This window comes from Variovorax sp. VaC1 (assembly GCF_043658315.1).
In the GTDB taxonomy this organism is placed as follows: Bacteria; Pseudomonadota; Gammaproteobacteria; order Burkholderiales; family Burkholderiaceae_C; genus Variovorax.
This window is the reverse complement of sequence record NZ_JBIGLT010000005.1, coordinates 493,435-516,910: the sequence shown is the minus strand read 5'-3', so window position 1 is coordinate 516,910 and position 23,476 is coordinate 493,435. Positions and strand designations below refer to the sequence as shown.

The window sequence follows — 23,476 nt, the reverse complement described above, 5'->3', positions numbered from 1 at the left end:
AGCAACGGCCGGGAGCCACGCGATGAGCACAACGGACTTCGCCACCATCACCTGGCGCGACCGCCCCGTGCAGATCGAATGCCAATGGCTCTCCCCCGAGCGCACCGGCGCGCCGCTGATCGTCTTCCTCCACGAAGGCCTCGGCTCCATCGCCATGTGGAAGGACTTCCCCGCACAGGTCTGCAACGCCGCCAACGCGCGCGGCCTTGTCTTCTCGCGCCCCGGCTACGGCCGCTCCACCCCGCGCGCCGACGATGAAATCTGGGACGTCGACTTCATGCACCGCCAGGCGCACGAAGTGCTGCCCGCGCTCTTCACCGCATTGAAGCTCGGCGACGAAAAGCCTTGGCTCTTCGGCCACAGCGACGGCGGCTCCATCGCGCTGCTGTATGCCTCGCGCTTTCCGGATCAGGTCGAAGGCCTCGTGGTGCTCGCGCCGCACATCTTCGTGGAAGACAAGACCGTCGCGAACATCGAGATCGCCCGCACCGCGTACCTGAACACCGACCTGCCGAAGAAGCTCGGCCGCTACCACGACAACGCCGATTCCGCCTTCTGGGGCTGGAACCGCATCTGGCTGCATCCGCCCTTTCGCCAATGGAACATCGAGGCCGAACTCGATGCCATCCGCTGCCCGGTGCTGGCCGTGCAGGGCATCGACGACGAGTACGGCACGCTGGCGCAGATCCGCGGCATCGCGGCGCGCGTGGGTGGTACTTGCGAGCTGCTCGAAATCCCTGAATGCGGGCATTCCCCACATCGCGATCAGCCGGAACGTGTCACCGTCGCAACCGCTTCTTTCATCACCAAAAACAGGAGACAAACACCATGACCACCCCCACCCCGGTTCGCACCGCGCGCCTTGCGCTGACCGCCCTCGCCTTCGCGGCCGCCCTGTGCGGCACGGCCGGCGCGCAAGGCACCGGCAAGCTCAAGGTCGGCCTGATGCTGCCCTACAGCGGCACCTACACCGCGCTGGGCGTGGCCATCGAGAACGGCTTCAAGCTCTATGTCGACGAGCAGGGCGGCAAGCTGGCCGGCCGCGAGATCGAGTACTTCAAGGTCGATGACGAGTCCGACCCGGCCAAGGCCACCGACAACGTCAACAAGCTCATCAAGCGCGACAACGTCGACGTGATCGTCGGCACCGTGCACTCGGGCGTGGCGATGGCCATGGCCAAGGCCGCCAAGGAAAGCGGCACCGTGCTGATCGTGCCCAACGCCGGCGCCGACGCCGTCACGGGCCCGATGTGCGCGCCCAACATCTTCCGCAGCTCGTTCAGCAACTGGCAGCCGGCCTACGCCATGGGCGAAGTCGCGGCCAAGCAGCAGGGCAAGAAGAAGGTCATGACGATCACCTGGAAGTACGCGGCCGGCGAGGAGTCGGTCAACGGCTTCAAGGAAGGCTTCGAGAAGGCCGGCGGCAAGGTCGACAAGCAGCTCACGCTGCCCTTTCCCAACGTGGAGTTCCAGGCGCTGCTGACCGAGATCGCGGCGGCCAAGCCCGATGCGGTGTATGCCTTCTTCGCGGGCGGCGGCGCGGTGAAGTTCGTCAAGGACTACCAGGCCGCGGGCCTGAACAAGACCATTCCGCTGTACGGCCCGGGCTTCCTGACCGACGGCACGCTCGACGCACAGGGCGAATCGGCACAAGGCATGCTGACCACGCTGCACTACGCCGACGGCTTGAACACCGCGCGCGACAACGCCTTCCGCGTGGCCTATGCCAAGTCGTTCAAGCTGCAGCCCGACGTGTACGCGGTGCAGGGCTACGACGCGGCACAGATGCTGGGCGTGGGCCTGAACGCGACCAAGGGCGACATCTCGAAGAAGGCCGAGTTCACCAGCGCCATCGAGAAGGCGAAGATCGACAGCCCGCGCGGCGCGTTCACGGTGAGCAAGTCGCACAACCCGGTGCAGGATATCTACCTGCGCAAGGTCGAAGGCAAAGAGAACAAGCTGGTGAGCACCGCGATCAAGGGTCTGGCCGACCCCGCGCGCGGCTGCCGGATGTAAGCACGCCTCCAGGCTTCGCGCACTTCGTTTCGCTGCGCCAACCCCTTTGCAGGGGCGACACCTGCGGCCCGGCAAAGCCGGTTCCGCGGTGTCTCCCGCAGTGCATCTCCTTCTTGACGATCCCGCCCTGAGAGAACCTCCAACGTGGATTTCGGAACCTTCCTCGTCCAGTGCCTGAACTCGGTTCAGTACGGACTGCTGCTATTTCTCGTGGCCTCGGGGCTGACGCTGATCTTCGGGATCATGGGCGTCATCAACCTTGCCCATGGCAGCTTCTACATGATCGGCGCGTACATGGCGTTCGCGCTCGCGCCGCTGTTCGGCGACCAGTTTTTGCTGATGCTGGTGGCCGGCGTGGTGCTGGCGGCCATCTTCGGCTACCTGCTCGAATGGGCCTTCTTCAGCTACCTCTACCAGCGCGACCACCTGCAGCAGGTGCTGATGACCTACGGGCTCATCCTGGTGTTCGAGGAGCTGCGCTCCATCCTCGTGGGCAACGACGTGCACGGCGTGAAGGTGCCGGCATGGCTCGACGGCAGCTTCGCGCTGGGCAACGTCATGAGCTACCCGTGGTATCGCCTGTTCGCGTCGGCCGCCTGCATCGTGCTGGCGGTGGGCCTGTACTTCGTGGTCAACCGCACGCGCCTGGGCATGATGATCCGCGCCGGCGCCAGCAACCGCGACATGGTGCGGGGCCTGGGTATCGACGTGAAGCGCCTGTACCGCATCGTGTTCGCGGCCGGCGTGGCGCTCGCGGCGCTGGCCGGCATGATCGCGGCGCCGATGTCTTCGGTGTATCCGAACATGGGGGCCAGCGTGCTCATCATCTGCTTCGTGTTGGTGGTGATCGGCGGCATCGGCTCTATTACCGGTGCGCTGCTGGCCTCGCTGCTGGTGGGCTTCGTCGACACCTTCGGCAAGGTGTTCTTCGCGGACCTGAGCGGCATCGGCATCTACCTGCTGATGGCCATCGTGCTCATCTGGAAGCCCGAAGGGCTGATGGGGAGGCGGCCATGAAAAAGAGCGCGCTTCTCGTGCCGCTGCTGTGCGCCGTGCTCATCGGCGTGGCGGGCCCGTTCATGGGCAACTACGTGTCCGACTTCGTCGTGAAGATCATGATCCTGTCGATCTTCGCGTTGAGCCTCGAACTGCTGGTCGGCATGACCGGCCTCGTGAGCCTGGGCCATGCGGCCTTCTACGGCATCGGCGCGTATGTCACCGTGCTGGCCTCGGGCAGCGAGGGCGGCAACTTCGCGCTGCTGCTGCCGCTGGCCATGGGCGCCGCGGCGCTGTATGCGCTGTTCGTCGGCGCCTTGAGCCTGCGCACGCGCGGCGTGTACTTCATCATGGTGACGCTGGCCTTTGCGCAGATGGCCTTCTTCGTGTTCCACGACACCAAGGTCGGCGGCGGCAGCGACGGCATCTACATGTACGTGCGCCCCGCCATCGGCGCGCTCGACCTGGAGAACCGCACGGCGCTGTTCTACGTGGTGCTGGCTTCGCTGGTGTTCACCTACGGCCTGCTCGCGCTCGTTCGCCGCTCGCGCTTCGGCGCGGCGCTTGCGGGCATCCGCGTGAACGAGCAGCGCATGCGCGCGGCGGGCTTCGCGGTGTACGGCTACAAGCTCGCGGCCTTCGTGCTGGCGGGTGCGTTGGCCGGGCTCGCGGGCTTTCTGCTGGCTTCGCGCGACGGCGTGGTCAACCCCGAGCTGATGGCCTGGCACAACTCGGGCGAGGTGCTGCTGATGGTGATCCTCGGCGGTCTCGGCCACCTGCGCGGCGCGGTGATCGGCGCGATCGCCTTCACGCTGCTGAAGGAAATCTTCTCGACGCATGCGGTGATGGGGCCGCTGGCCGACCACTGGCAACTGACGCTGGGCATCGCGATCATCGTGTTCGTGGCCTTGCTGCCGAAGGGCTTGATCGGGCTGGTGCAGCGGCTGTCGCCGAAGGGGGCTGCATGACCTGCTCCCTCTGCCTGTCTTTCTCCCTCCCCCTCTGGGGGAGGGCCGGGGTGGGGGCAAGCGGCCTCCAACGCCGCACAGCATCCAGGGCCGCTTGCCCCCATCCCAACCTTCCCCCGGAAGGGGAAGGAGCAAGACCATGAACGCACTGCTCTCTGTCGAAGGCCTCACCCGCCGCTTCGGCGGCCTCACCGCCGTCAACGCCGTCACGCTCGACCTGCACGTCGGCGAAGTCCACGCAGTGATCGGCACCAACGGCGCCGGCAAGTCCACGCTCATCAACATGCTCTCGGGCGAGATCGAAGCCTCCGAAGGCCGCATCGCGCTCGATGGCGTCGACATCACCGGCCGCGCGCAATCGCGCCGCGCCCGCGACGGCGTGGGCCGCAGCTACCAGCGCACCACCATCTTTCCGGAATTCAGCGTGCACGAGAACTGCCGCCTCGCCGCGCAGGCCGCCACCGCGAAGCCGTGGGCGATCTGGCAGTCGTCGCAGCGCTGTGCCACCAGCAATGCATCGGCCGATGCGGCACTCGAAGCCGCAGGCCTGTCGAACGAGGCACTGCGCATCGCCGGCACGCTCAGCCACGGCGCACAGCGCCAGCTCGAAGTGGCGATGTGCCTGGCCACCCACCCGCGCGTGCTGCTGCTCGACGAGCCGCTCGCCGGCATGGGCGCCGAAGAAACCGACCGCATGCTCACATTGCTCGTGCGGCTGAAGGCCACGCACGCCATCCTGCTGGTGGAGCACGACATGGACGCGGTGTTCCGTATTGCCGACCGCATCACCGTGATGGTGAACGGCACCGTCATCGCCACCGGCGACCCGGCCTCGATCCGCGAGAACCCCGAAGTGCGCACCGCCTACCTGGGCGAAGAGAAACACTGACATGCTGCTCGTTCGCGACCTCAACACCTACTACGGCAACAGCCACATCCTGCGCGGCGTGCACGCCGGCATTCCGGCGGCCACCTCGGTCGGCCTGCTCGGACGCAACGGCATGGGCAAGACCACGCTGATCCGCACGGTGATGGGCTATGTGCGCCCCGCTTCGGGCGAAGTGCAGGTCGACGGCCGCACCGTCACTGGCCTGCCACCCGAGAAGATGGCGCGTCTGGGCATCGGCTACGTGCCCGAAGGGCGCGGCATCTTCCCGAACCTGTCGGTGCGCGAGAACCTCGTGATAAGCGAGCGCGCGGGCATCGACGGCAAGCGCGAATGGACCTTCGACCGCGTGATGGCGACTTTTCCGCGGCTGTCCGAACGGCTCTCGCATGGTGGGCAGCAACTGTCGGGCGGCGAGCAGCAGATGCTGTCCATCGGCCGCGCGCTGATGACCAACCCGCGTCTGCTGATCCTCGATGAAGCCACCGAAGGCTTGGCGCCGCTGATCGTGGCCGAGATCTGGCGCGTGATCAGCGAGATCCGCAGCACCGGCATCGCGACGCTGATCGTGGACCGCGACTACCGCAAGGTATTGGCGCATACCGATTTGGCGGTGGTGATGGAGAAGGGGCAGATCGTGCGGCATGGGGCGTCGGCCGATCTGTTGGCCGAGCCGCACACGCTGGAAGAACTGCTGGGCGTCTAGCGCTGGCGCCCGCCCCTCAGGCCGTCGCCACGCTGCGCTCGATGGCGCGCACCGCTTGCCCGAGGCCGTCTTCCGAACGCATACGCTGGCCGAGCGCCTGGGCACGCGCACGGACCTGCGCATCGCCGGCGAAGGCGATGCCGCGCGCGAGATCGTCCGCCCGCAAGCGCGAAGCCGCCACCGCTGTCGGCGCCACCCCGGCTTCGGCGAGACGATGCGCCCAGAAGAACTGGTCGCCCGCGAACGGCACCACCACCGACGGCACTCCCGCGCGCGCGGCCGAATGGCTGGTGCCGGAACCGCCGTGATGCACGACCAGCGCAGTGCGCGGAAACAACCAGTCGTGCGGCGTGTCGCCCACGACATGGAAGTTGGACGGCAGGCCCTGCGTGTCAAAGCCGCCCCACCCCGGGTTGAGCAGGGCACGACGCCCCGCGACGCCTTCGATGACGGCGGCGCGCAAGCGGTCTTTGTCGAAGCCCGTCATGCTGCCGAAGCCCACGTAGACCGGCGGCTCGCCCGCCGCAAGAAATTCGCTCAGCGCGGGCGGTGCGCGCCAGCTTTCTTCCGCACCCGGAATCCATTGGCCGCAGACCATGGCGTTGTCGGGCCAATCGGCCGGTTGCGGCACCAGGCTGGGGGAAACGCCGTAGAGCATCGGATGCGTGTTCCACATCGCGCGCCGCGCCGGCAGCCCGCAGACCTCGGCGCGCGCGGCATTGACCGCCGGCCGGAACGCGCGCCACAGCATGGCATTGACGAAGTGGTGGCTCGCGCGGCGCAGAAAGCGCGGCACGCGGGCCGGCGGCAGAAAGGGAGATGCGAACTCGGCCGTCGGCGTGAGCGGAAACATCCCCGCCCCGATGGCCGGCACGCGCAGCGCCTCGGCTGCCGAGAGGCCGACGAACGCCGCGAGGCCGGAACACACGATGGCATTGCAGCCCTTCGCAGCATCGACGGTCTGGCGCAGCCACGCTGCCGCGTGGGTGTTGGCGATGGCGGCCAGCGCGTTCATGGCGGCCGAGGGGCGGTCGCCGAGCGCGATCACGTTGGCGAGCGCGCCTTGCATGTCGCCCGCCAGCGCCTGGGAGCGCACGCCGAGCCGTTGCGCGGCACCGAGCGTCGATGCGTCCGCCAGCAGGACCGATGCATGGCCGGCTTCGTCGAGCGAACGGCACAGCGCCGCGAGCGGACGCGCATCGCCTTCGGTGCCGTAGGTGACGACGGCGATCTTCATGGCTGCCTCTTGCGCGGGGACTTCGCGCCTGCGCCTGCGCGTGCACCGGCGATGAAGAGATCGGCGATCACCGCGAACTCGTCGCGCAGCACCAGGCCGGGCAGCGTGAGCCAGCGCATCAGGGCGCCGAAGTACAGGTGATGCAACAGCGAAGCGAAGTGCGCCGCCGACACGTCGGTGCGCAAGGTGCCGTCTTGCTGGGCCGCTGCGATCAGCGTCTCGAAGAGCCCCGAGAGATCGCGCGGCGTTTCGCCGTCGCTGTCACCGCCGCCGCGAAGTTCGCTCTCGATGTTGAGGAACCTGAAGCGGAAGTAATCGAGCAGGTAGCTGCGATGGCTCTCGGTCCACTCGGCGGACGCTTCGAGAAGGTGGGCGAGCTGGGCAGCGAAACCGGCGTGCCAGTCGATCGTGGCATGCAGGCGCTGCGTGTCGGCCGCAAGCGCCAGATGAACCCAGTGCGCAAGGATCGCGTCCTTGGTGGGGAAGTGGTTGTAGAGCGTGCCCTTGGCAAGGTCCGACTGCTGGGCGATCTGCTCCATCGTGGTCGCGTCGTAGCCCTGCGCCTCGAAGAGCCGCATGGCCGTGGCGGCCACGTGGTCGAGCGTCTGGACGCGCCGCCGTTCGCGGCGGCCTGGGAGTTCGGGTTCCGGCAAGGTTCAGCCCTCAAGTTTGAACGTCGTACAAGTTTATACGACGTTCAATTACTCGATGAACCGCCGCAGCCCTTCAAGATCGATCACGGTGATGCCCCCGTATTCGATGCGCAGAAAGCCCGCCTCCTTCAACCGGTTCAGCGCCGCATTGCACCGCTGCCGCGACACGCCCGAGAGGTTCGCGATCTCTTCCTGCGAGGTCTGCAGGTGCGGCTCGCTGCCCGGATGCAGCCACGGATGGAACAGGCCCGCCAGTGCGCGCGCCACCTGGCTGTCGGCATCGAGCAGCCGGTGCGCCGCGTAGCTGCCCATGAACCAGTGCAGCCGCTCGTTGATCTGCTGCAGCAGGAAGTGATCGAACCCGCGCTGCGTGCGGTGCAGCCACTCGAAGGTTTCCAGCGGCAGTTGGGCAACGCGGCTCGGCCGCAGCGCGATGATGTCGGCCGAGCGCGGCAGCGCGCGCAGCAGCGTGCCTTCGCCGAACCAGCTGCCCACCGACAGGCCGCCCAGCGTCACCGAGCGCCCGTCGCTGGAGGTGATCGACCACTTGAGCAAGCCCTCCAGCGTGCCGTACCAGTGCGCGGGCGTGTCGCCGCGCCGGCACAGCGCGGCCCCGGCGGCCACCTCGACCTCGCGCATCTCGTCGAGCACGCGCTCGCCCGCGCTCACGTCGAGCAACGGGAACCAGGCCGATCCCCGCAGCAGTTGCGGGATCGTGAGAGAGGCCGCCTGAACGACGGGCTTGGCCGCTGGCATCTTCTTTCTTGCTTGCGTGTGTGCTTGCTTGTTTGTTTATCTATTTGCTCGTCGACTACTGCACGCCCTTGAGCTGCTGCAGCGCCGACTGCGCTGCGCGCAGCTTTTCTTCGCGGTCGGCGATCTTGTCGGCGCGCCCCTTGCGCTGGGCTTCACGCAGGTCGCGCTCGCGTTCCGCCACCTTGCGCTCCTGGTTGCGGATGCGCCGTTGGTGTTCCGCCGCCAGCTTTGCGTCGCTGCAGTTGCGGCGCACCTCGGCCAGCGCGGTTTCGAGGCCGCGCACGCGGTATTCCTGGCCCTGCGCCTTGGCCGCCTCGATGTCGCGGCCGATGGCCTCGCGCTTGGCTTCGCAGGTGGTGGCGGCGCTCGCCGGTTGCGCGAGCGTCCAGGTCGAGGTCAGCGCGGCTGCGACGGCCAGCAAAAGGGGCAATGGTTTCATCGGTTTTCCTTCGGATGCGCGACGGCGCACCGCCGACTTTAGCGGCTGGCGCAGCGTAAACCCTGCCCCCAAATGTCGTCGCGATGACTGAGTGCGAAGGCCCTTCAAAAAAATAATGGCACGCCCCCACGAAAGACACCAGGAGTCCCCGAGCATGTCGAAGCGCAAAGTGATCGTGACCATCGCCCCCACCGGCGGCATGGCGCACAAATCGCAGAACCCCCACCTGCCCACGCAGCCCGCCGAAATCGCCGCCGACGTGCTGCGCTGCTGGAACGCCGGCGCCAGCGTGGCGGCGATCCATGCACGTCGCCCCGACGACGGCGCCACCTGCAACGCCGACGTGTACCGCGACATCAACAGCCGCATCCGCGCGGGCGGCTGCGACATCGTCATCAACAACTCCACCGGCGGTGGCGTGCACGGCGACATGGTCAAGCCACTGGCGGGCGATCGCTGGGAGATCGCGTGGGAAGAGCGCATCAAGGGCATGGACGCCGGCGCCGAGATGTGCACGCTGGACGCGACCACGCTCAACCTGAGCTTCGAAGGCAAGCAGATCCTGATGGACACGCCTCTCACGCGCGGGCGCGAGCTGGCCGCCGGCATGAAGGCGCGCGGCATCAAGCCCGAGTGGGAGGTGTTCAGTCCCACGCACATCCTGCAGGACACGACCACGCTGATCGAAGAAGGGCATGACGACGAGCCCTACTTCATCAACCTCGTGATGAACGTGCACCGCAACTTCCAGAACGCGATGCCGTACTCGCCGCGCAACCTGCAGATGATGGTCGACACGCTGCCCAAGGGCAGCATCTTCGGCGTGAGCGGCATCGGCATGTCGCAGCTCGAAGCCAACGTGGCGGCGCTGCTGCTGGGCGGCCATGCGCGCGTGGGGCTGGAAGACAACCTGTACTTTCGCCACGGCGAGCTGGCCACCAACGTGCAGCTCACCGAGCGCATCGTGCGCGTGATCCGCGAGCTGGACATGGAAGTGGCCACGCCCGCCGAGGCGCGGCAGATGATGGGCCTGCCGCGCGCGGGCTTGCCACGCCCCGAATTCGCGCTGGGCTGACGGCCGACGAGAACAACGAACGGAGACAAGAGCACATGAACATTTTCCGCACCGCACTGGCCATGGCGCTAGGCGCGGCCTTCGCAGCGAGCGCCTCGGCCCAGGTGTCGGACGACGTGATCCGCATCGGCTTCATCAGCGACATGTCGGGCCTGTACCGCGACTACGACGGCCCGGCCGGCGCCGAGGCCATCCGCATGGCCATCGCCGACATGGGTGGCGCCATCGACGGCAAGAAGATCGAGCTGGTCACGGCCGACCACCAGAACAAGCCCGACATCGCGGCCGCCAAGGCGCGCGAATGGTTTGACGTGCAAAAGGTCGACATGCTGATCGGCGGCGTCAACTCGGGCGCGGCCATTGCCATGGCGGGCGTGGCGGCGGACAAGAAAAAGCCGTACTTCGTGGTGGGATCGGGCGCGTCGAGCCTGACCAACGAATACTGCTCGCCCTACACCGTGCACTACGCCTACGACACCGTGGCCATGGCGCGCGGCACCGCGAGCGCGGTGGTCAAGGCCGGCGGCAAGAGCTGGTACTTCGTGGCGGCCGACTACGCCTTCGGCGCCGCGCTGCAAAGCGATGCGGTCAAGGTCATCCAGGCCAACGGCGGCACGGTGGCGGGCTCGGTCAAGCATCCGCTGGGCGCGAGCGATTTCTCGTCGTTCATGCTGCAGGCGCAGAACTCGAAGGCGCAGGTGCTGGCGCTCGCGAATGCAGGCGGCGACACGGTGAACGCCATCAAGTCGGCGGCCGAGTTCGGCATCAGCAAGAACATGAAGCTCGCGGGCATGATCATCACGATCAACGACGTGCACGCGCTGGGCCTGAAGGCCTCGCAGGGCATGTACCTCACCGACAGCTGGTACTGGAACCAGAGCCCCGAATCGCGCACCTGGGCGCGCCGCTTCTTCGACAAGCACAAGCGCATGCCCTCGTCCTTCCACGCCGGCGACTACTCGGCCGCGTTGCAGTACCTGCTGGCGGTCAAGGCCGCGGGCAGCGACGATGCCGACAAGGTGATGGCGCAGCTGCGCAAGACGAAGTTCAACGACATGTTCGTCAAGGGCGGCTGGCTGCGCGACGACGGGCTGATGGTGCACGACATGCACCTGATGCAGGTGAAGACGCCGGCCGAATCGAAGGAGCCGTGGGACTACTACAAGGTCGTCGAGCCGATTCCCGGCGAGGCCGCATGGACCACCCGGGCCGAGAGCCGCTGCACGCGATGGAAGTCGTCATGAACCCTGCATCTACTCCCATCACCTCCACCGACGTGAAGCGCGTCGCCGTCGTCGGCACCGGCGTGATCGGCGCGAGCTGGGCCGCGTACTTCCTGGCGCACGGGCTCGACGTGAATGCGACCGACCCGTCGCCGGGCGCGGAAGATCGGCTGCGCGAAGCGGTGGCGCAGCACTGGTCGACGCTGGAGCGTTTCGGCCTGGCCGAAGGTGCGTCGGTCGATCGCCTGCGCTTTCACGACAGCCTGGAAGACGCCGTGTCGGTCGCCGACTTCGTGCAAGAGAACGGCCCCGAGCGCATGGATTTCAAGATCGACCTGTTCCGCCGCATGGATGCGGCCGCGCCGCCCGACACCATCCTCGCATCGAGTTCGTCGGGGCTGGCGATCAGCGGCGTGCAGTCGGGCTGCGCGCATCCGCAGCGCGTGGTGCTGGGGCATCCGTTCAACCCGCCGCACCTGATTCCGCTGGTGGAAGTGATCGGCGGAGAGAAGACTTCCACCGAAGCCATCGAACGCACGATGGCGTTCTATGCGGCCATCGGCAAGCGGCCGATCCACGTGAAGCGCGAGGTCAAGGGCCACATCGCGAACCGCCTGCAGGCTGCGCTGTGGCGCGAGGCCTTCCATCTCGTCAACGAGGGCGTGGCAAGCGTGGCCGACATCGACACGGCCATCGCGCACGGTCCGGGTTTGCGCTGGGCGGTGATGGGGCCGTTCATGAACCTGCATCTCTCGGGTGGCGCGGGTGGCATCGCGCATGTGCTTGCGCATCTGGGTGGGCCGATCGAGGATTGGTGGAAGGACCTTGGGGCTCCGTCGATGACGGATGAACTCAAGCAGAAGGTGGCACAAGGCGTGGCTGAGGAATTGGGTCAACGCAAGACGGCCGACCTCGAAGCCGCACGCGACACCCTGCTGTTAGACCTGATTCGCGCCAAGGCCGATACGGGCAAGCTCGACTAGATGCAACCTGCTTCTTCGATTCGTTGCGCAGTGCGTTCGGGGTGTGCTCACGCCGACGGCGTGCTCTGCTCCGCGAATGTCCCCCGGCCTGCGGCCTCCTCCTTTATTTCGCTGCGCAGAACACACCATCGACGTGATCGATAGACGCGGCGGTTGATCGGCCAGCACAACAACCGCGCTCATGTGCGAATGGCATCGGGTGCTCCCCGCAGCGAAATAAAGGAGGAGCGAAGCGGGGGACATTCGCGGAGGGGAGTACCCGGTGTCATTCGCACGCACCCCGAACAAAAGCGTCGCAGGAACAGCAACGCCCCCATGGAACATTGAAATGACCGACTTCCTCCTCGATGAAAACCTGATCGCCCCACCCCGCACGGTGCGCATCGATTTCGACGACGGCTCCTTCGCGCTGCGCTCGCCGATGGCGCTCAAGCCTTATGCGCGTTGCATCGGCGAATGGCTGGAGCGCTGGGCACGCGAAACCCCCGATGCGCTGGCCTTCGCGGAACGCGACGACAGCGGCGAAGGCTGGCGCAAGCTCGACTACCGCGCCCTGCGCCAGGCCGTCGGCGCGGTCGCGCAAGGCCTGCTCGACCTGAACCTGCCAACGGGCAAGCCGGTCGTGATCCTCTCGGACAACGCCATCGACCACGCGGTGCTGATGCTGGCAACCATGCACATCGGCCGCACCGCCTGCTCGCTGTCGAGCGCGTACTCGCGCATGGCCAAGGACCCGTCGCGGCTGCACGGCATGCTGAAGGCACTTGGGCCTTCGCTGATCTATGCATCGGATGCGAAGGTCTACGGCGGTGCACTCGCAGGCTGTGGTGTCGAGGCGGTCACGGTGTTCAGCCGCAATGCGGAATCGCACCCCGGTGCAATGGCCTTCGAGCAACTTCTCGCCACGCACGAAACGCCGGCGGTGATGGAAGCCTTCGCCGCCGTCCTGCCCGACACCCACGCCAAGTACCTGCTGACCTCCGGCTCCACCGGCAAGCCCAAGGTGGTCATCAACACGCACCGCATGCTGTGCGCCAACCAGCAGATGATGGCGCAAACCTGGCGCTTCCTGTCGCACGAAAAGCCGGTGCTGGTCGACTGGCTGCCATGGAGCCATACCTTCGGCGCCAACCACAACCTGCACATGGTGCTGTGCCACGGCGGTGCGCTCTACATCGACGAAGGACGGCCCGCGCCGGGCCTCATCGAGAAGACGGTGCGCAACCTGCGCGAGGTGAAGCCCACGCTGCTGTTCAACGTGCCGCGCGGCTTCGACATGCTGCTGCCTTTTCTCGAAGCCGACGACGCGCTGGCCACCGAGGTGTTCTCGCGGCTGCGGCTGGCCTTCTATGCGGCGGCGGCGCTCGCGCCTTCCACGTGGCAACGGCTCGAAGCCGTGGCGCAGCGTGTGCGGCCCACGCGGCCGCTGTGGCTCACCACCTCGTGGGGCGCGACCGAGACCTCGCCCGCCATCACCTCCGCGCACTGGAAGCTCGACGGTGCCGGCTGCATCGGTGCGCCGCTGCCGGGGCTCGAACTCAAGTTCGTGCCCAACGGCGAGAAGCTGGAGATGCGGGTGAAAGGCGTCTCGGTGTTCCCCGGCTACCGCGATGCACCACGTGAAACCGCCGAGGCTTTCGACGAGGAAGGCTACTACCGCATCGGCGATGCCGGCTTTCTCGCGAACCCTGCGGAACCGACGCACGGCGTGATCTTCAACGGCCGCGTGGCCGAAGACTTCAAGCTCTCGACCGGCACCTGGGTGTCGGTGGGCACGCTGCGCGTGAAGCTGGTGTCGCTGCTCGCGCCGCACGTGCAAGACGTGGTGCTGACCGGCCACGACCGCGACGAGATCGGCATGCTGGTGTTCGCCAGCCCGCAAGGCGCCGCGCTGTCTTCTGAGGCAATGGGCACGCGCATCGTCGAGGTGCTGCGCGCGCTGCGCGACGAAGGCGCGGGTTCGTCGCAATACCCGGCTTGCGCGCTGGTGCTGGCCGAACCGCCGAGCCTGGACGCGGGCGAGATCACCGACAAGGGCTACATCAACCAGCGCGCGGTGCTGACCCGGCGTGCGGCCGAGGTAGCGCGGCTGCATGCGCGCGTGCCCGGCGATGCGCAGGTGGTGCGGCTGCGCTGAAGCCGGCTGCCGCGCGCTTCAGGCAGTGGGCTGTGCCAGCCACTGGCGCCACAACTGCAGCGCCTTGGCCTGGTAGCGCCGCGTCGCCACCAGCAGCGCGGCACGCGGCTCGGGGGACATGAGTTCGGCCGGCAGCAGCGGATCGCGGATCAGGTGCGCGATGACGGCGCGCCCCAGCAACAAAGATTCGCGCACCGCGACTTCGAGCGGCTGGGTGCGCAGGCGCTTCTCGCTGCGTTCGAGCCCCGTCTGTAGGCGCCGGTAGTTGGCCGCCAGCGTGCGCACGTCCCACAGCTTGCGCGAGGCGGCCTGCGCCGCGTCGTCGAGATCGGCCAGCCGGAACACCAGCGCCTGCGTCGACAGGCCCAGTGCCTGCAGATGCACGCGTTCGGCCGCGAGCCCGCCCGCGAGGTTGTCGGGCCGGATGTGCAGGCGCTCGCGCAGCGGGGCAAAGCCGCGCAAGGTGAGCGCCAGGCTGTGGTGGCGCCAGGCCGTCTTTTCGGTGCGCGGCACGCTGGCGTCATGCACCGCGAGCCAGTCGCCCTGCCATGCGATGGCCTGCGCCTGCTTGTGCTGCCAGTCGTCGACCGCGCGCGACAAGGCCGGCCCCGCGCGGTTGAGGCTGTAGCTGCCGCGCTCGCCGCGCCCGATCTTGCCGTCGCTTGCCAGGCGCGTCAGTCCCACGCGCAGCGTCGTCTCGCCGATGCCCATGAGCGCCCCGGCCCGGCACAGGGCCTGCGAAGTCAGCGTGTCGCCGTGGGCCACCAGCAGGTCGAGAATCAGGTCGGACGCGCTCGGAACATCGACCGGAACATTACATATCTTGTCCATGTTTGCGTAATTTTGAAATATTTCCTACGATGGCCACGAACAATTGAGCATGTAATTTTGCCCCGAAAGGAAACCCTCATGGTCTCCCCCTATGTGAACTACGACGCGGACGGCACGGTCTGCACCATCACGCTGAACCGCCCCGACAAGCGCAATGCGGTCGACGGCACCGTGGCCGTCGGGCTGCGCGAAGCCTTCGAGCGCTTCGAGGCCGATGATGCGCTGCGCGTGGCGGTGCTGACCGGCGCGGGCGGCAACTTCTGCGCGGGCGCCGACCTCACCGCCGTGGGCGACCCCGCGCGCCGCAACGAACTCGACCCCGATGGCGGTGGCAGCGGGCCGATGGGGCCGACCCGCATGGCGCTGTCGAAGCCGCTGATCGCGGCGCTGAACGGCTATGCGGTGGCGGGCGGGCTCGAGCTGGCGCTGCTCGCCGACCTGCGCGTGGCCGACGACGACGCCGTGCTCGGCGTGTTCTGCCGCCGCTGGGGCGTGCCGCTGATCGACGGCGGCACGGTGCGCCTGCCGCGCATCGTGGGCATGGGCCGTGCGCTCGACATGATCCTCACGGGCCGCCCGGTCGGCGCCGCCGAGGCGCTGGCGATGGGCTTGGTCAACCGCGTCACGCCACCGGGTGGCGCGCTCGCGGCCGCGCAGGAACTGGCGCGCCAGATCGCCGGCTTCCCGCAGCAATGCATGCTGACCGACCGCGACTCCGCCTACGGCCAGTGGGACCTGCCGCTGGCCGAGGCCCTGCGCCGCGAAGGCGCGCAGGGCGTGCCGATCGTCTTTGCCGAAGGCCAGGCCGGTGCCGCGCGCTTCGCCGGCGGCGCCGGGCGCCATGGCGAGTTCAGGCGCTGAGCCGCACCGCCCTCCCCCTCCATAGAAACGACAGGAGACTCCTCTTGCATTCCACGCCGTCCGCCACCCCACCCGCCCGTGGCCCGACCTACCTCGACCTGATCCGGCGCGGCGCGCTGCAGCACGGTCCGCGCACGGCCATCGTGTTCGGCGACAAGACGCTGACTTTCACCGAGGTCGATCGCCTCAGCAGCCAGCTCGCGCATGCGCTGCACGCGGCCGGTGCGGCGCCGCACACGCGCGTGGCGCTGCTGCTGAACAACGGCCTGCACAGCGTGCCGCTGGACTTCGCCTGCGTGAAGGCCGGCATCAACCGCGTGCCGCTCAATTCGCGGCTGTCGCTGGCGGAACACGCGCGCATGCTCGCGGAAACCGGCAGCACGCACCTGGTGTTCGGCGCCGACCTCGCCGAACGCGCGGCCGCCCTGCGCGAGGCCGTGCCCACGCTGGTGTGCATGGGCATGGGCGCGGCCCTGCCCGGCGCCGCCGACCTGCTCGCGCAGGCTGCGTCGTGTCCTGCTGAAGCGCCCGCCTTCACGCCTTCGCACGACGACGTGGTGCTCACGCTCTTCACCTCGGGCACCACCGGCACGCTGAAGGCGGCGCAGCACACGCAGGCTTCTTACGCCGCGATCTGCCGCAACGTGCTGCTGAACCTGTTGCCGGCCACGCCCGACGACGCGATGCTGCATGCGGCTTCGCTGATCCACGCCAGCGGCGTGTTCGTGCTGCCCTTCTGGCTGCGCGGCGGGCGCACGGTCATCCTGCCGGGCTTCGAGCCGGGCCTGTTCCTGCGCACGCTGCAGGCCGAGCGCATCACCGCCATCAACCTGGTGCCGACGATGCTGCAGATGCTGTTCGAGCACGCCGACATCGCCACCACCGACGTCGAGGCCCTGCGCTACGTGATCTACGGCGCCTCGCCGATGCCGCGCACGGTGATCCAGCGCGCCATGGCGGCGTGGGGCCGGCACCGCTTCTGGCAGTACTACGGCCAGACCGAGGCGCCGCTGTGCCTGGCGGTGCTGCGGCCCGAGGACCACACCGACGACCTGCTCGACGCCTGCGGCCAGCCGGCGCTCGACATCGAGATGCGGCTGATCGACGAAGCAGGCAACGACGTGCCACCGGGCACGCCCGGCGAGATCGCGGTGCGCGCGCCCTCCGCCGTGGCGGGCTACTACAACGCGGCCGCGCTCAATGCCGAGACCTTCGTCGAAGGCGGCTGGGTGCGCACGCGCGACGTGGGCGTGTTCGACGAACGCGGCTTCCTGCACCTGAAGGACCGCACCTCGGACATGATCATCAGCGGCGGCTACAACGTCTATCCGCGCGAGGTCGAGAACGCCTTGATGACGCACACGGCCGTGCGCGAATGCGCGGTGATCGGCCTGCCGCACGAGAAGTGGGTCGAGATCGTCACCGCCGTGGTGGTGCTGCGCGCGGGGCAACAGGCGAGCGAAGCCGAGCTGATCGCGCATGTGGCCGACCAGCTCGCCTCGTACAAGAAGCCGCAGCGCGTGCTGTTCGCCGACGAAATTCCGAAGACGGCCGTGGGCAAGCTCAACCGCAAGCAGTTGCGCGAGCGCTTCCGGGGTTGATTGGGGTCGATCAGCCGCCGCGCCGCCGCAACGCGGTGCGCAGTGCCTTCGCGAAACGCGGGTCGGCCATGGCGCCCACGTTGAAGCGCGACCAGCGCGACACCTGCGTCGAATCGACACTGAAGATGCGACCCGGCGCCATGACGATCTTGCGCGGCAGCAGCGCCTTGGCGAAGGCCAGCGAATCGTCCACGCCCGGCAGCGCGGCCCAGACGTAGAGCGACTGCGGGCTGCGCGCGAAGACTTCGGCATCCACCGCGTCGAACAGCTTGAGCGCATTGCGCGTCGCTTCGCCGAGCCGGTTCTGCAAACGGTTCAGGTGCCGCTGGTAATGACCTTCGCGAAGGATCACGTCGACCGTGCGCTCGCTGTACTCCGAGCTGCTCACGTGGATCAGCGCCTTCAGGTCCGCAAGGTCGCTCGCCAGATCGGCACCGCAGGCGATGAAGCCGACGCGCAGCGCGGCCGAGAACGACTTCGAGAAGCTGCCGATGTAGATGGTGCGTTCGAGCTGGTCCAGCGCCGAGAGCCGGGGCAAGGCCGTGGGCTTGAAGTCCGCCAGCGGGTCGTTCTCGACGATCAGCAGGTCGTACTTCTGCGCCAGCTGCAGCACGCGAAACGCCTTGGCCGGCGAGATGTCGGAGCCCGTGGGGTTGTGCGCCAGCGACTGCGTGAAGAAGAGGCGCGGCCGCTCGGCGATCAGCAGCTGCTCGAGCACGTCGAGGTCGGGGCCGTCGGCCAGCCGCGGCACGGCGAGCATCTGCGCACCCGCGAGCTTGAGCTTGCCGAACAGCGGGTAGTAGCCAGGGTCGTCCACCAGCACCTTGCCGCCCGGCGGCACGAAGTAGCGGATGACGATGTCCATCGCCTCGTTGGCGCCATGCGTCAGCACGATCTGCCTCGGCTCGGCGCCGATGCCGAAGTCGGCGAGCTTGCGCACGAGGTGATCGCGCAGCGGCCCGTAGCCGAAGCGGCTGCCATAACGGAACAAGGCGCCGAGCCCGGTGCGCACCACCTTCGGGTGGTACTTGTCCAGGCGCACGTCGGCCAGCCATTCGACCGGTGGAAAACCATCGCCCACGGCGATGGCGTCGGGCTGCGTTTTCAGTTGCTCGCGCATGAGCCACACGATGTCCATGGCGCGGCCAAGGCTGCCCGCGTCTTCTTCCATCGGCCTGGTCGCCTGTTTCTGCGGCAGCACGAAGTAGCCCGAGCCACGGCGCGGCTCGACCAGCCCGCGCGACACCAGCAGCTCGAAGGCGGCCACGACGGTGTTCTTGGCATAACGGTGCAGCTGCGCGAGTTCACGCAACGAAGGCAGCTTGTCGCCGGCCTTGTAGGCACCGCTGGCGATCTGGCGCGCAAGGGTGTCGGCGAGCGAATCGGCAATGGAAGTCATGGGCGCCGACTGTGACACAGCGCCCTGCCTTCGCGCACCACTGTCCGCACTGTCCCGCCAAACTGTGCCTTCCGCCGGCGGTACAGCCGACCTAAATTGCCTGCTCCCGAATTCATCTTCCGAAGAGACAAGCAACGATGGTCGCCGACTCCCGCATTCCCAACTTTCGCGCGCTCACGCCCGTGCAGCGCTTCGCCCACATTGCACAGGCCGCGTCGCTCACCGACGACGAGGTGGCGCTGCTCGCACAACCCGGCGCATTGAGCGTGGACCGAGCCAACGGCATGGTCGAGAACGTGATCGGCACCTTCGAGCTGCCGCTGGGCGTGGCCGGCAACTTCACCGTCAATGGGCGCGACTACCTCGTGCCGATGGCGGTGGAAGAACCCTCGGTGGTGGCGGCCGCATCGTTCATGGCCAAGCTGGCGCGCGAAGGCGGCGGCTTCGAGGCGTCGAGCACCGGACCGCTGATGCGCGCGCAGGTGCAGGTAATCGGCATCACCGACCCGTACGGCGCGCGGCTCGCATTGCTGCGTGCGCGCGACGAAATCCTGGCCGTGGCGAACAGCCGCGACAAGGTGCTGATCGGCCTGGGCGGCGGTTGCCGCGACATCGAGGTGCATGTGTTCGGCGACACGCCGCGCGGCGCGATGGTGGTGATGCACCTCGTCGTCGACGTGCGCGACGCGATGGGCGCGAACACCGTCAACACGATGGCCGAGGCGGTGTCGCCGCTGGTCGAGAAGCTCACGGGCGGCACGGTGCGCCTTCGCATCCTCTCGAATCTGGCGGACCTGCGGCTGGCGCGTGCACGCGTGCGGCTCGCGCCTTCCGTGTTGGCCACGCGCGAGCGCAGCGGCGAAGAAGTGGTCGAGGGCGTGATCGATGCCTACACCTTCGCGGCCATCGACCCGTACCGCGCAGCCACGCACAACAAGGGCATCATGAACGGCGTCGATCCGGTGATCGTCGCGACCGGCAACGACTGGCGCGCGGTCGAAGCCGGCGCACACGCTTACGCCTGCCGCAGCGGGCGCTACACCTCGCTGACCACGTGGGAGAAGGACACGAGCGGCGCGCTGGTCGGCACCATCGAGATGCCGATGCCGGTGGGCCTGGTCGGCGGCGCCACCAAGACGCACCCGCTCGCAAGGCTCGCGCTGAAGATCCTCGACGTGAAGTCGGCGCAGGAACTCGGCGAAGTCGCCGTGGCCGTGGGCCTCGCGCAGAACCTGGGCGCGTTGCGCGCCCTCGCCACCGAAGGCATCCAGCGCGGCCACATGGCGCTGCATGCCCGCAACATCGCACTGGTCGCGGGCGCCACGGGCGACGAGATCGACAGCATCGCCAAGCAGATGGCGGCCGAGCACGACGTGCGCACCGACCGCGCCGTGGCGCTGCTCGACGCGCTGCGCAAGAAGTAGGCACACCAGAAAACCAAGCGGGAGAGCCCCGCGCAACGGACCGCGGCCGATACCGCGGCGGCCGCACACGCGGCCGTCGGATAACCACAGACGGAGACATCGAAAAATGAGCGCAGACAGTGCAACGCCCACCCGCTGGCGGCTGGTGGAGATATGGGGCGACACGGCCGACCTGGGCCATCTCGCGTGGTCGATCGTCATCGGCGTCGTGGTGAGCCTGGCGGGCTATCTCGCGGCGAGCCGCGTGCTCATGAGCACCGTGAGCACGCCCGAGCTGGCGCGCGCCTACGCCATGCTCGCCGGCCTGGGCGGCTGCGTGGTGTCAGGCCTGCTCTGCGCGAAGCTCTTCACGCCGAAGCGCGAGGTGGTCGAAGGCGCCGAGGCCGATCCGCGCTGGCGCGAAGAGGTACTGGCCGAACTGGCCGGCGAGCACGGCGACCTGGGCTCGGTGGACGACCTGCCGCCGTCGGTGGTGCGCGAGATGAAGGAGCTGGAGATCTACGGCCTGTTCGCGTCGTACAAGCCCCGTGCTCGCAATACCGAAGGAGCCGCACCGTGATCGAAGCCGCGCTCCTCAACCAGATCCTCGTCGCCACGGGCATGGGCCTCGTGGGCGCCGTCGTGTTCGCGGCCATCGGCCTTGTCTCGGGCACCGACGAAACCACCACGCTCGCACCGCTCACGCTGCTGGTGGTGCTGCTCGGCGTGCCGCCCGAAGGCGTGTTCACCTTCTTCCTGGCGGCCGCCGTGGCCAAGCACATGACGCACGCGGTGCCCACCGCCCTGCTCGGCATTCCGGGCGACACCATGGCCACGCCGCTGCTGCAGGACGCGAACGTGCTGCGCAACCTGGGCGTGCCGCACATCGCGCTGCGCAAGATGGTGTCGGGCGCGATCATCGCGGCCTTCATCGCCGTGCCGCTGGCCGTGCTGTTCGCGGTGCTGCTGGCGCCCTACGGCGCGGCCATCACCAAGGCGGCGCCGTGGATCTTCGTGGTGGCGGCCGTGGCCATTGCCTATTTTTCGAGCGGGCGCTGGGCCTCGGTGGCCACGCTGGTGCCGTTCGTGATGGTGATCGTGGCGCTGCAGGCGCTCACCGGCAAGTACGGCGTGAAGCTGAGCATCAGCTACTTTTTGGGCATTGCGATCGGGCCGCTGGTGGCCGACCTGTTCTCGGTGATCTCGCCGGCCGCGCGTGCGCGCATGAAGCGCGACAAGGTCCGCACCTTTTCGCTCGCGCCGGACGTGAAGGGCTGGTCGGGCTACTTTCCCAATCCGTTCAAGGTGCTCGACCGGGGCCAGGTGAAGTGGACCTTTGCCACCGCCGCGATCTCCAGCGCCACCTTCGTGTTCAGCCCGGTCGCGATGACGGTGGTGCTGGGCGAACTGGTGGGCTCGCGCATCAAGCATGCGTACCACCGCCTCACGACCACGCTGGCCGCGCGCAACGGCGTGACCGAGGCGACCTACATCGCCGAGGCGCTGATCCCGCTGATCGCCATCGGCCTGCCGCTGAGCCCGGTGGCGGCCGGCCCGGCGGCGCCGCTCTTCAATGCGCCGCCGGTGTTCACCATCGACTCGGCCACGGGCCAGACGCACAACCTGCACAACCTGCTGAACCACTGGGAGTTTCTGGGCTACGGCATGCTGGCGGTGGTGCTCGCGGCATTGGTGGCGTATCCGTTCACGATGAACTTCGCGCGCCGCGCGGCGCTGTTCGTGTCGCGCAAGGTGAGCCACGAGGCGATCATCGCGACCTTCGTCGGGCTGATCGTGGTGATCAGCGTGTGGGAAGGCCAGTTGCTCGGCCTGCTGGTGATCTTGACGATGGGCCTGCTCGGCGGGCTGCTCTCGCGTGCCATCGGCTTCAACACCGGCGTGCAGTTCATGGGCTACTACACGGCGGTGCTGACGGTGCCGGCGGTGCTCAAGGCTTTCGGCTAGGTCTGGGCTGCGGTTTGGCGGGTGCCGGCTTGCCGCCGCCGAACAGCTTTTCGACCTGCTGCCCCACGCGCGCGCCGATGGCGGTGCCCACGCCCGGCAGCACCGCGCTGCCGATGGCCGCGCCCGTGAGCGCGGCGCCGGTCAACGACAGCTCGGGGTCGCTCACCGTGCCGCCGATCTTGAGCGGCACGCCGACCACGCCGTCGACCAGATCGACCGCCACTTCGCCATCGATCTTGCGGTTGAACAGGCGCAGCTTGCCGCTCGCGCTGAGCACGCCCGAGCGCGCCTGGAGGTTGCTGTACTGCATCACCACGCCGTCGTCGGTGGACTGGGTGTCGAGCGTGCCGGTAAGTTCGTCCAGTGCCGTGCGGCCGCCGCGGCTGATGCCGGCGGTGCTCACGGCCTTGGCGATGTCCAGCTTGGTGAGCGTGGCGGGCTGGACCGAAAAGGTGGTGCGGGTGTGCAGGCTGCGCATCAGCGCGCCCAGGTCCTGCGCCTTGTCGGTCTGCGCCTCCAGCGTGGAATGGCCCGAGACCTTGCCCGCCACCGGGGTGCTGCGGCCGAAGGCCTGCACCAGGCTTTCGATGTCGATCTGGTGCGGATCGAGTTCGGCCGACGCGCGCAGCTTGCCGTCGGCCAGTGTCTCGAAGCGCGCGACGCCGTTCCAGGTGCCGCCGCCCGCGTCGATGCGGGTGCGCCAGCGGTCCTGCCCGGCCTCGCGGTCCAGCCGCAGGCGCACCGGCGGCGACACGCCGGCCCGCTCGATGCGGGCCTGGCGCGGACGCCATTCGGGGTCGAAGGCGATCTCGCCGTCGTAGGCCAGTGAGATGTCGCGCCGGTCGATCCAGACCACGTCGCGCCAGCGCAGCAGTTCCACGGGGACGGGCGCCAGCGTCCAGGGCGTGGGCAGCGCGACGAGGTTGCCGTCGCCCTCCGCCGGCTTGGGGCCCTTGCCGCGAAAGGCCTGCACGGAGGTGCGCGGCAGCACGAGGCTGTCGATCTCGACGTCGTCGACGGCAATGACGCGGTGCAGCAGCGGCGCCAACTTGAGCTGCAGCGCGATGCGGCGCAGGGTGATGGGGCGCGGCTGCTCGGTGGCGATGTCGGTCAGCACCAGCACGGGCGCCGGCAGCAACGACCAGTGAGCACCGCCGACCTTGAGCGCGACGCCGAAGCGCTTTTCGAAGCTGGCGGCAACCTGCGCGGCCACCTCGGCGCCGGTGGGCAACTTGGCGCGCACCACGAGCACCAGCACCCCGACGCCCAGCACCAGCACGGCGGCGATGCCGATGAGCCAAGGTCGGGCCGGGTGCTTCATCGGCCCAAGGTAGCACGCAA

At 68.2% G+C, this 23,476-nt stretch carries 22 protein-coding genes; 15 read left to right on the top strand and 7 right to left on the bottom strand.

Annotated features, from left to right (window positions below; all coding sequences use genetic code 11):
• The first annotated feature begins 22 nt into the window (after nt 1-22).
• The 6 genes from ACGLHS_RS22455 (at nt 23) to ACGLHS_RS22430 (ending at nt 5,572) form a co-directional block, all read left to right on the top strand.
• Nucleotides 23-832: an alpha/beta fold hydrolase gene (locus ACGLHS_RS22455; RefSeq protein WP_394483337.1), complete on the top strand. Its 810-nt coding sequence runs from the start codon at nt 23-25 to the stop codon at nt 830-832.
• On the top strand, nt 829-2,016 hold the full coding sequence (locus ACGLHS_RS22450; protein ID WP_093242038.1) for an ABC transporter substrate-binding protein: 1,188 nt from the start codon (nt 829-831) through the stop codon (nt 2,014-2,016). Before ACGLHS_RS22455 ends, ACGLHS_RS22450 begins: the two co-directional genes overlap by 4 nt.
• Nucleotides 2,017-2,160: 144 nt before the next feature.
• On the top strand, nt 2,161-3,033 hold the full coding sequence (locus ACGLHS_RS22445; RefSeq protein ID WP_394483335.1) for a branched-chain amino acid ABC transporter permease: 873 nt from the start codon (nt 2,161-2,163) through the stop codon (nt 3,031-3,033).
• Nucleotides 3,030-3,980, top strand: a complete 951-nt coding sequence (locus ACGLHS_RS22440) for a branched-chain amino acid ABC transporter permease (protein ID WP_394483333.1) — start codon at nt 3,030-3,032, stop codon at nt 3,978-3,980. The genes ACGLHS_RS22445 and ACGLHS_RS22440 overlap by 4 nt, the downstream gene beginning before the upstream one ends.
• Nucleotides 3,981-4,119: 139 nt before the next feature.
• Nucleotides 4,120-4,869: an ABC transporter ATP-binding protein gene (locus tag ACGLHS_RS22435; RefSeq protein ID WP_394483331.1), complete on the top strand. Its 750-nt coding sequence runs from the start codon at nt 4,120-4,122 to the stop codon at nt 4,867-4,869.
• A 1-nt stretch (nt 4,870) separates the two neighbouring features.
• Nucleotides 4,871-5,572 (top strand): ABC transporter ATP-binding protein, encoded by a 702-nt coding sequence (locus ACGLHS_RS22430; protein WP_394483329.1) that lies wholly within the window; start codon nt 4,871-4,873, stop codon nt 5,570-5,572.
• Nucleotides 5,573-5,588: 16 nt separating this feature from the next.
• Here the strand turns inward: ACGLHS_RS22430 and ACGLHS_RS22425 are convergent, their stop codons facing one another.
• The 4 genes from ACGLHS_RS22425 to ACGLHS_RS22410 are packed head-to-tail and all read right to left on the bottom strand — an operon-like array spanning nt 5,589 to nt 8,657.
• The gene (locus ACGLHS_RS22425; protein ID WP_394483327.1) at nt 5,589-6,809 is read right to left on the bottom strand and encodes a glycosyltransferase; all 1,221 of its coding nucleotides are present in this window, start codon (nt 6,807-6,809) and stop codon (nt 5,589-5,591) included.
• A complete protein-coding gene (locus ACGLHS_RS22420; protein WP_394483325.1) occupies nt 6,806-7,462 on the bottom strand; it encodes a TetR/AcrR family transcriptional regulator in 657 nt (218 codons plus the stop codon). Before ACGLHS_RS22420 ends, ACGLHS_RS22425 begins: the two co-directional genes overlap by 4 nt.
• Before the next feature lie 48 nt (nt 7,463-7,510).
• Nucleotides 7,511-8,218, bottom strand: a complete 708-nt coding sequence (locus ACGLHS_RS22415) for a Crp/Fnr family transcriptional regulator (protein WP_394483323.1) — start codon at nt 8,216-8,218, stop codon at nt 7,511-7,513.
• Between the two features lie 55 nt (nt 8,219-8,273).
• Entirely contained in the window at nt 8,274-8,657 is a 384-nt protein-coding gene (locus tag ACGLHS_RS22410; protein ID WP_394483321.1) for a DUF1090 domain-containing protein, read from the bottom strand.
• A gap of 154 nt (nt 8,658-8,811) precedes the next feature.
• Here ACGLHS_RS22410 and ACGLHS_RS22405 point away from each other — a divergent pair, with 154 nt between their 5' ends.
• The 4 genes from ACGLHS_RS22405 to ACGLHS_RS22390 all read left to right on the top strand — a co-directional run bounded on the left by ACGLHS_RS22405 (nt 8,812) and on the right by ACGLHS_RS22390 (nt 14,075).
• Nucleotides 8,812-9,732 (top strand): 3-keto-5-aminohexanoate cleavage protein, encoded by a 921-nt coding sequence (locus ACGLHS_RS22405; RefSeq protein ID WP_394483319.1) that lies wholly within the window; start codon nt 8,812-8,814, stop codon nt 9,730-9,732.
• A gap of 35 nt (nt 9,733-9,767) precedes the next feature.
• Nucleotides 9,768-10,976 (top strand): ABC transporter substrate-binding protein, encoded by a 1,209-nt coding sequence (locus ACGLHS_RS22400; RefSeq protein ID WP_394483317.1) that lies wholly within the window; start codon nt 9,768-9,770, stop codon nt 10,974-10,976.
• On the top strand, nt 10,973-11,938 hold the full coding sequence (locus ACGLHS_RS22395; protein ID WP_394483315.1) for a 3-hydroxyacyl-CoA dehydrogenase NAD-binding domain-containing protein: 966 nt from the start codon (nt 10,973-10,975) through the stop codon (nt 11,936-11,938). The genes ACGLHS_RS22400 and ACGLHS_RS22395 overlap by 4 nt, the downstream gene beginning before the upstream one ends.
• A 328-nt stretch (nt 11,939-12,266) precedes the next feature.
• Complete coding sequence (locus tag ACGLHS_RS22390) at nt 12,267-14,075, top strand: feruloyl-CoA synthase (protein ID WP_394483313.1); 1,809 nt, start codon at nt 12,267-12,269, stop codon at nt 14,073-14,075.
• A gap of 18 nt (nt 14,076-14,093) precedes the next feature.
• Here the strand turns inward: ACGLHS_RS22390 and ACGLHS_RS22385 are convergent, their stop codons facing one another.
• Nucleotides 14,094-14,906 carry a PaaX family transcriptional regulator gene (locus ACGLHS_RS22385; RefSeq protein ID WP_394483311.1) on the bottom strand — a complete coding sequence of 271 codons (813 nt, stop codon included), beginning with the start codon at nt 14,904-14,906 and terminating at the stop codon, nt 14,094-14,096.
• A 78-nt stretch (nt 14,907-14,984) separates the two neighbouring features.
• On the opposite strand from ACGLHS_RS22385, the gene ACGLHS_RS22380 reads away from it, so the two are divergent.
• Both ACGLHS_RS22380 and ACGLHS_RS22375 read left to right on the top strand, forming a co-directional pair.
• Nucleotides 14,985-15,767: a crotonase/enoyl-CoA hydratase family protein gene (locus ACGLHS_RS22380; protein ID WP_394483309.1), complete on the top strand. Its 783-nt coding sequence runs from the start codon at nt 14,985-14,987 to the stop codon at nt 15,765-15,767.
• A gap of 44 nt (nt 15,768-15,811) precedes the next feature.
• Entirely contained in the window at nt 15,812-17,368 is a 1,557-nt protein-coding gene (locus ACGLHS_RS22375; RefSeq protein ID WP_394483307.1) for a class I adenylate-forming enzyme family protein, read from the top strand.
• Between the two features lie 10 nt (nt 17,369-17,378).
• Here the strand turns inward: ACGLHS_RS22375 and ACGLHS_RS22370 are convergent, their stop codons facing one another.
• A complete protein-coding gene (locus tag ACGLHS_RS22370) occupies nt 17,379-18,767 on the bottom strand; it encodes a PLP-dependent aminotransferase family protein (protein WP_394483305.1) in 1,389 nt (462 codons plus the stop codon).
• Nucleotides 18,768-18,904: 137 nt separating this feature from the next.
• On the opposite strand from ACGLHS_RS22370, the gene ACGLHS_RS22365 reads away from it, so the two are divergent.
• The 3 genes from ACGLHS_RS22365 to ACGLHS_RS22355 all read left to right on the top strand — a co-directional run bounded on the left by ACGLHS_RS22365 (nt 18,905) and on the right by ACGLHS_RS22355 (nt 22,135).
• Entirely contained in the window at nt 18,905-20,191 is a 1,287-nt protein-coding gene (locus ACGLHS_RS22365) for a hydroxymethylglutaryl-CoA reductase, degradative (RefSeq protein WP_394483303.1), read from the top strand.
• A gap of 106 nt (nt 20,192-20,297) precedes the next feature.
• A complete protein-coding gene (locus ACGLHS_RS22360; RefSeq protein WP_394483301.1) occupies nt 20,298-20,750 on the top strand; it encodes a hypothetical protein in 453 nt (150 codons plus the stop codon).
• On the top strand, nt 20,750-22,135 hold the full coding sequence (locus tag ACGLHS_RS22355) for a tripartite tricarboxylate transporter permease (protein ID WP_371126695.1): 1,386 nt from the start codon (nt 20,750-20,752) through the stop codon (nt 22,133-22,135). Before ACGLHS_RS22360 ends, ACGLHS_RS22355 begins: the two co-directional genes overlap by 1 nt.
• Here the strand turns inward: ACGLHS_RS22355 and ACGLHS_RS22350 are convergent.
• Nucleotides 22,119-23,456 carry a hypothetical protein gene (locus ACGLHS_RS22350; protein WP_394483299.1) on the bottom strand — a complete coding sequence of 446 codons (1,338 nt, stop codon included), beginning with the start codon at nt 23,454-23,456 and terminating at the stop codon, nt 22,119-22,121. The genes ACGLHS_RS22355 and ACGLHS_RS22350 overlap by 17 nt on opposite strands.
• Between the last annotated feature and the right edge of the window lie 20 nt (nt 23,457-23,476).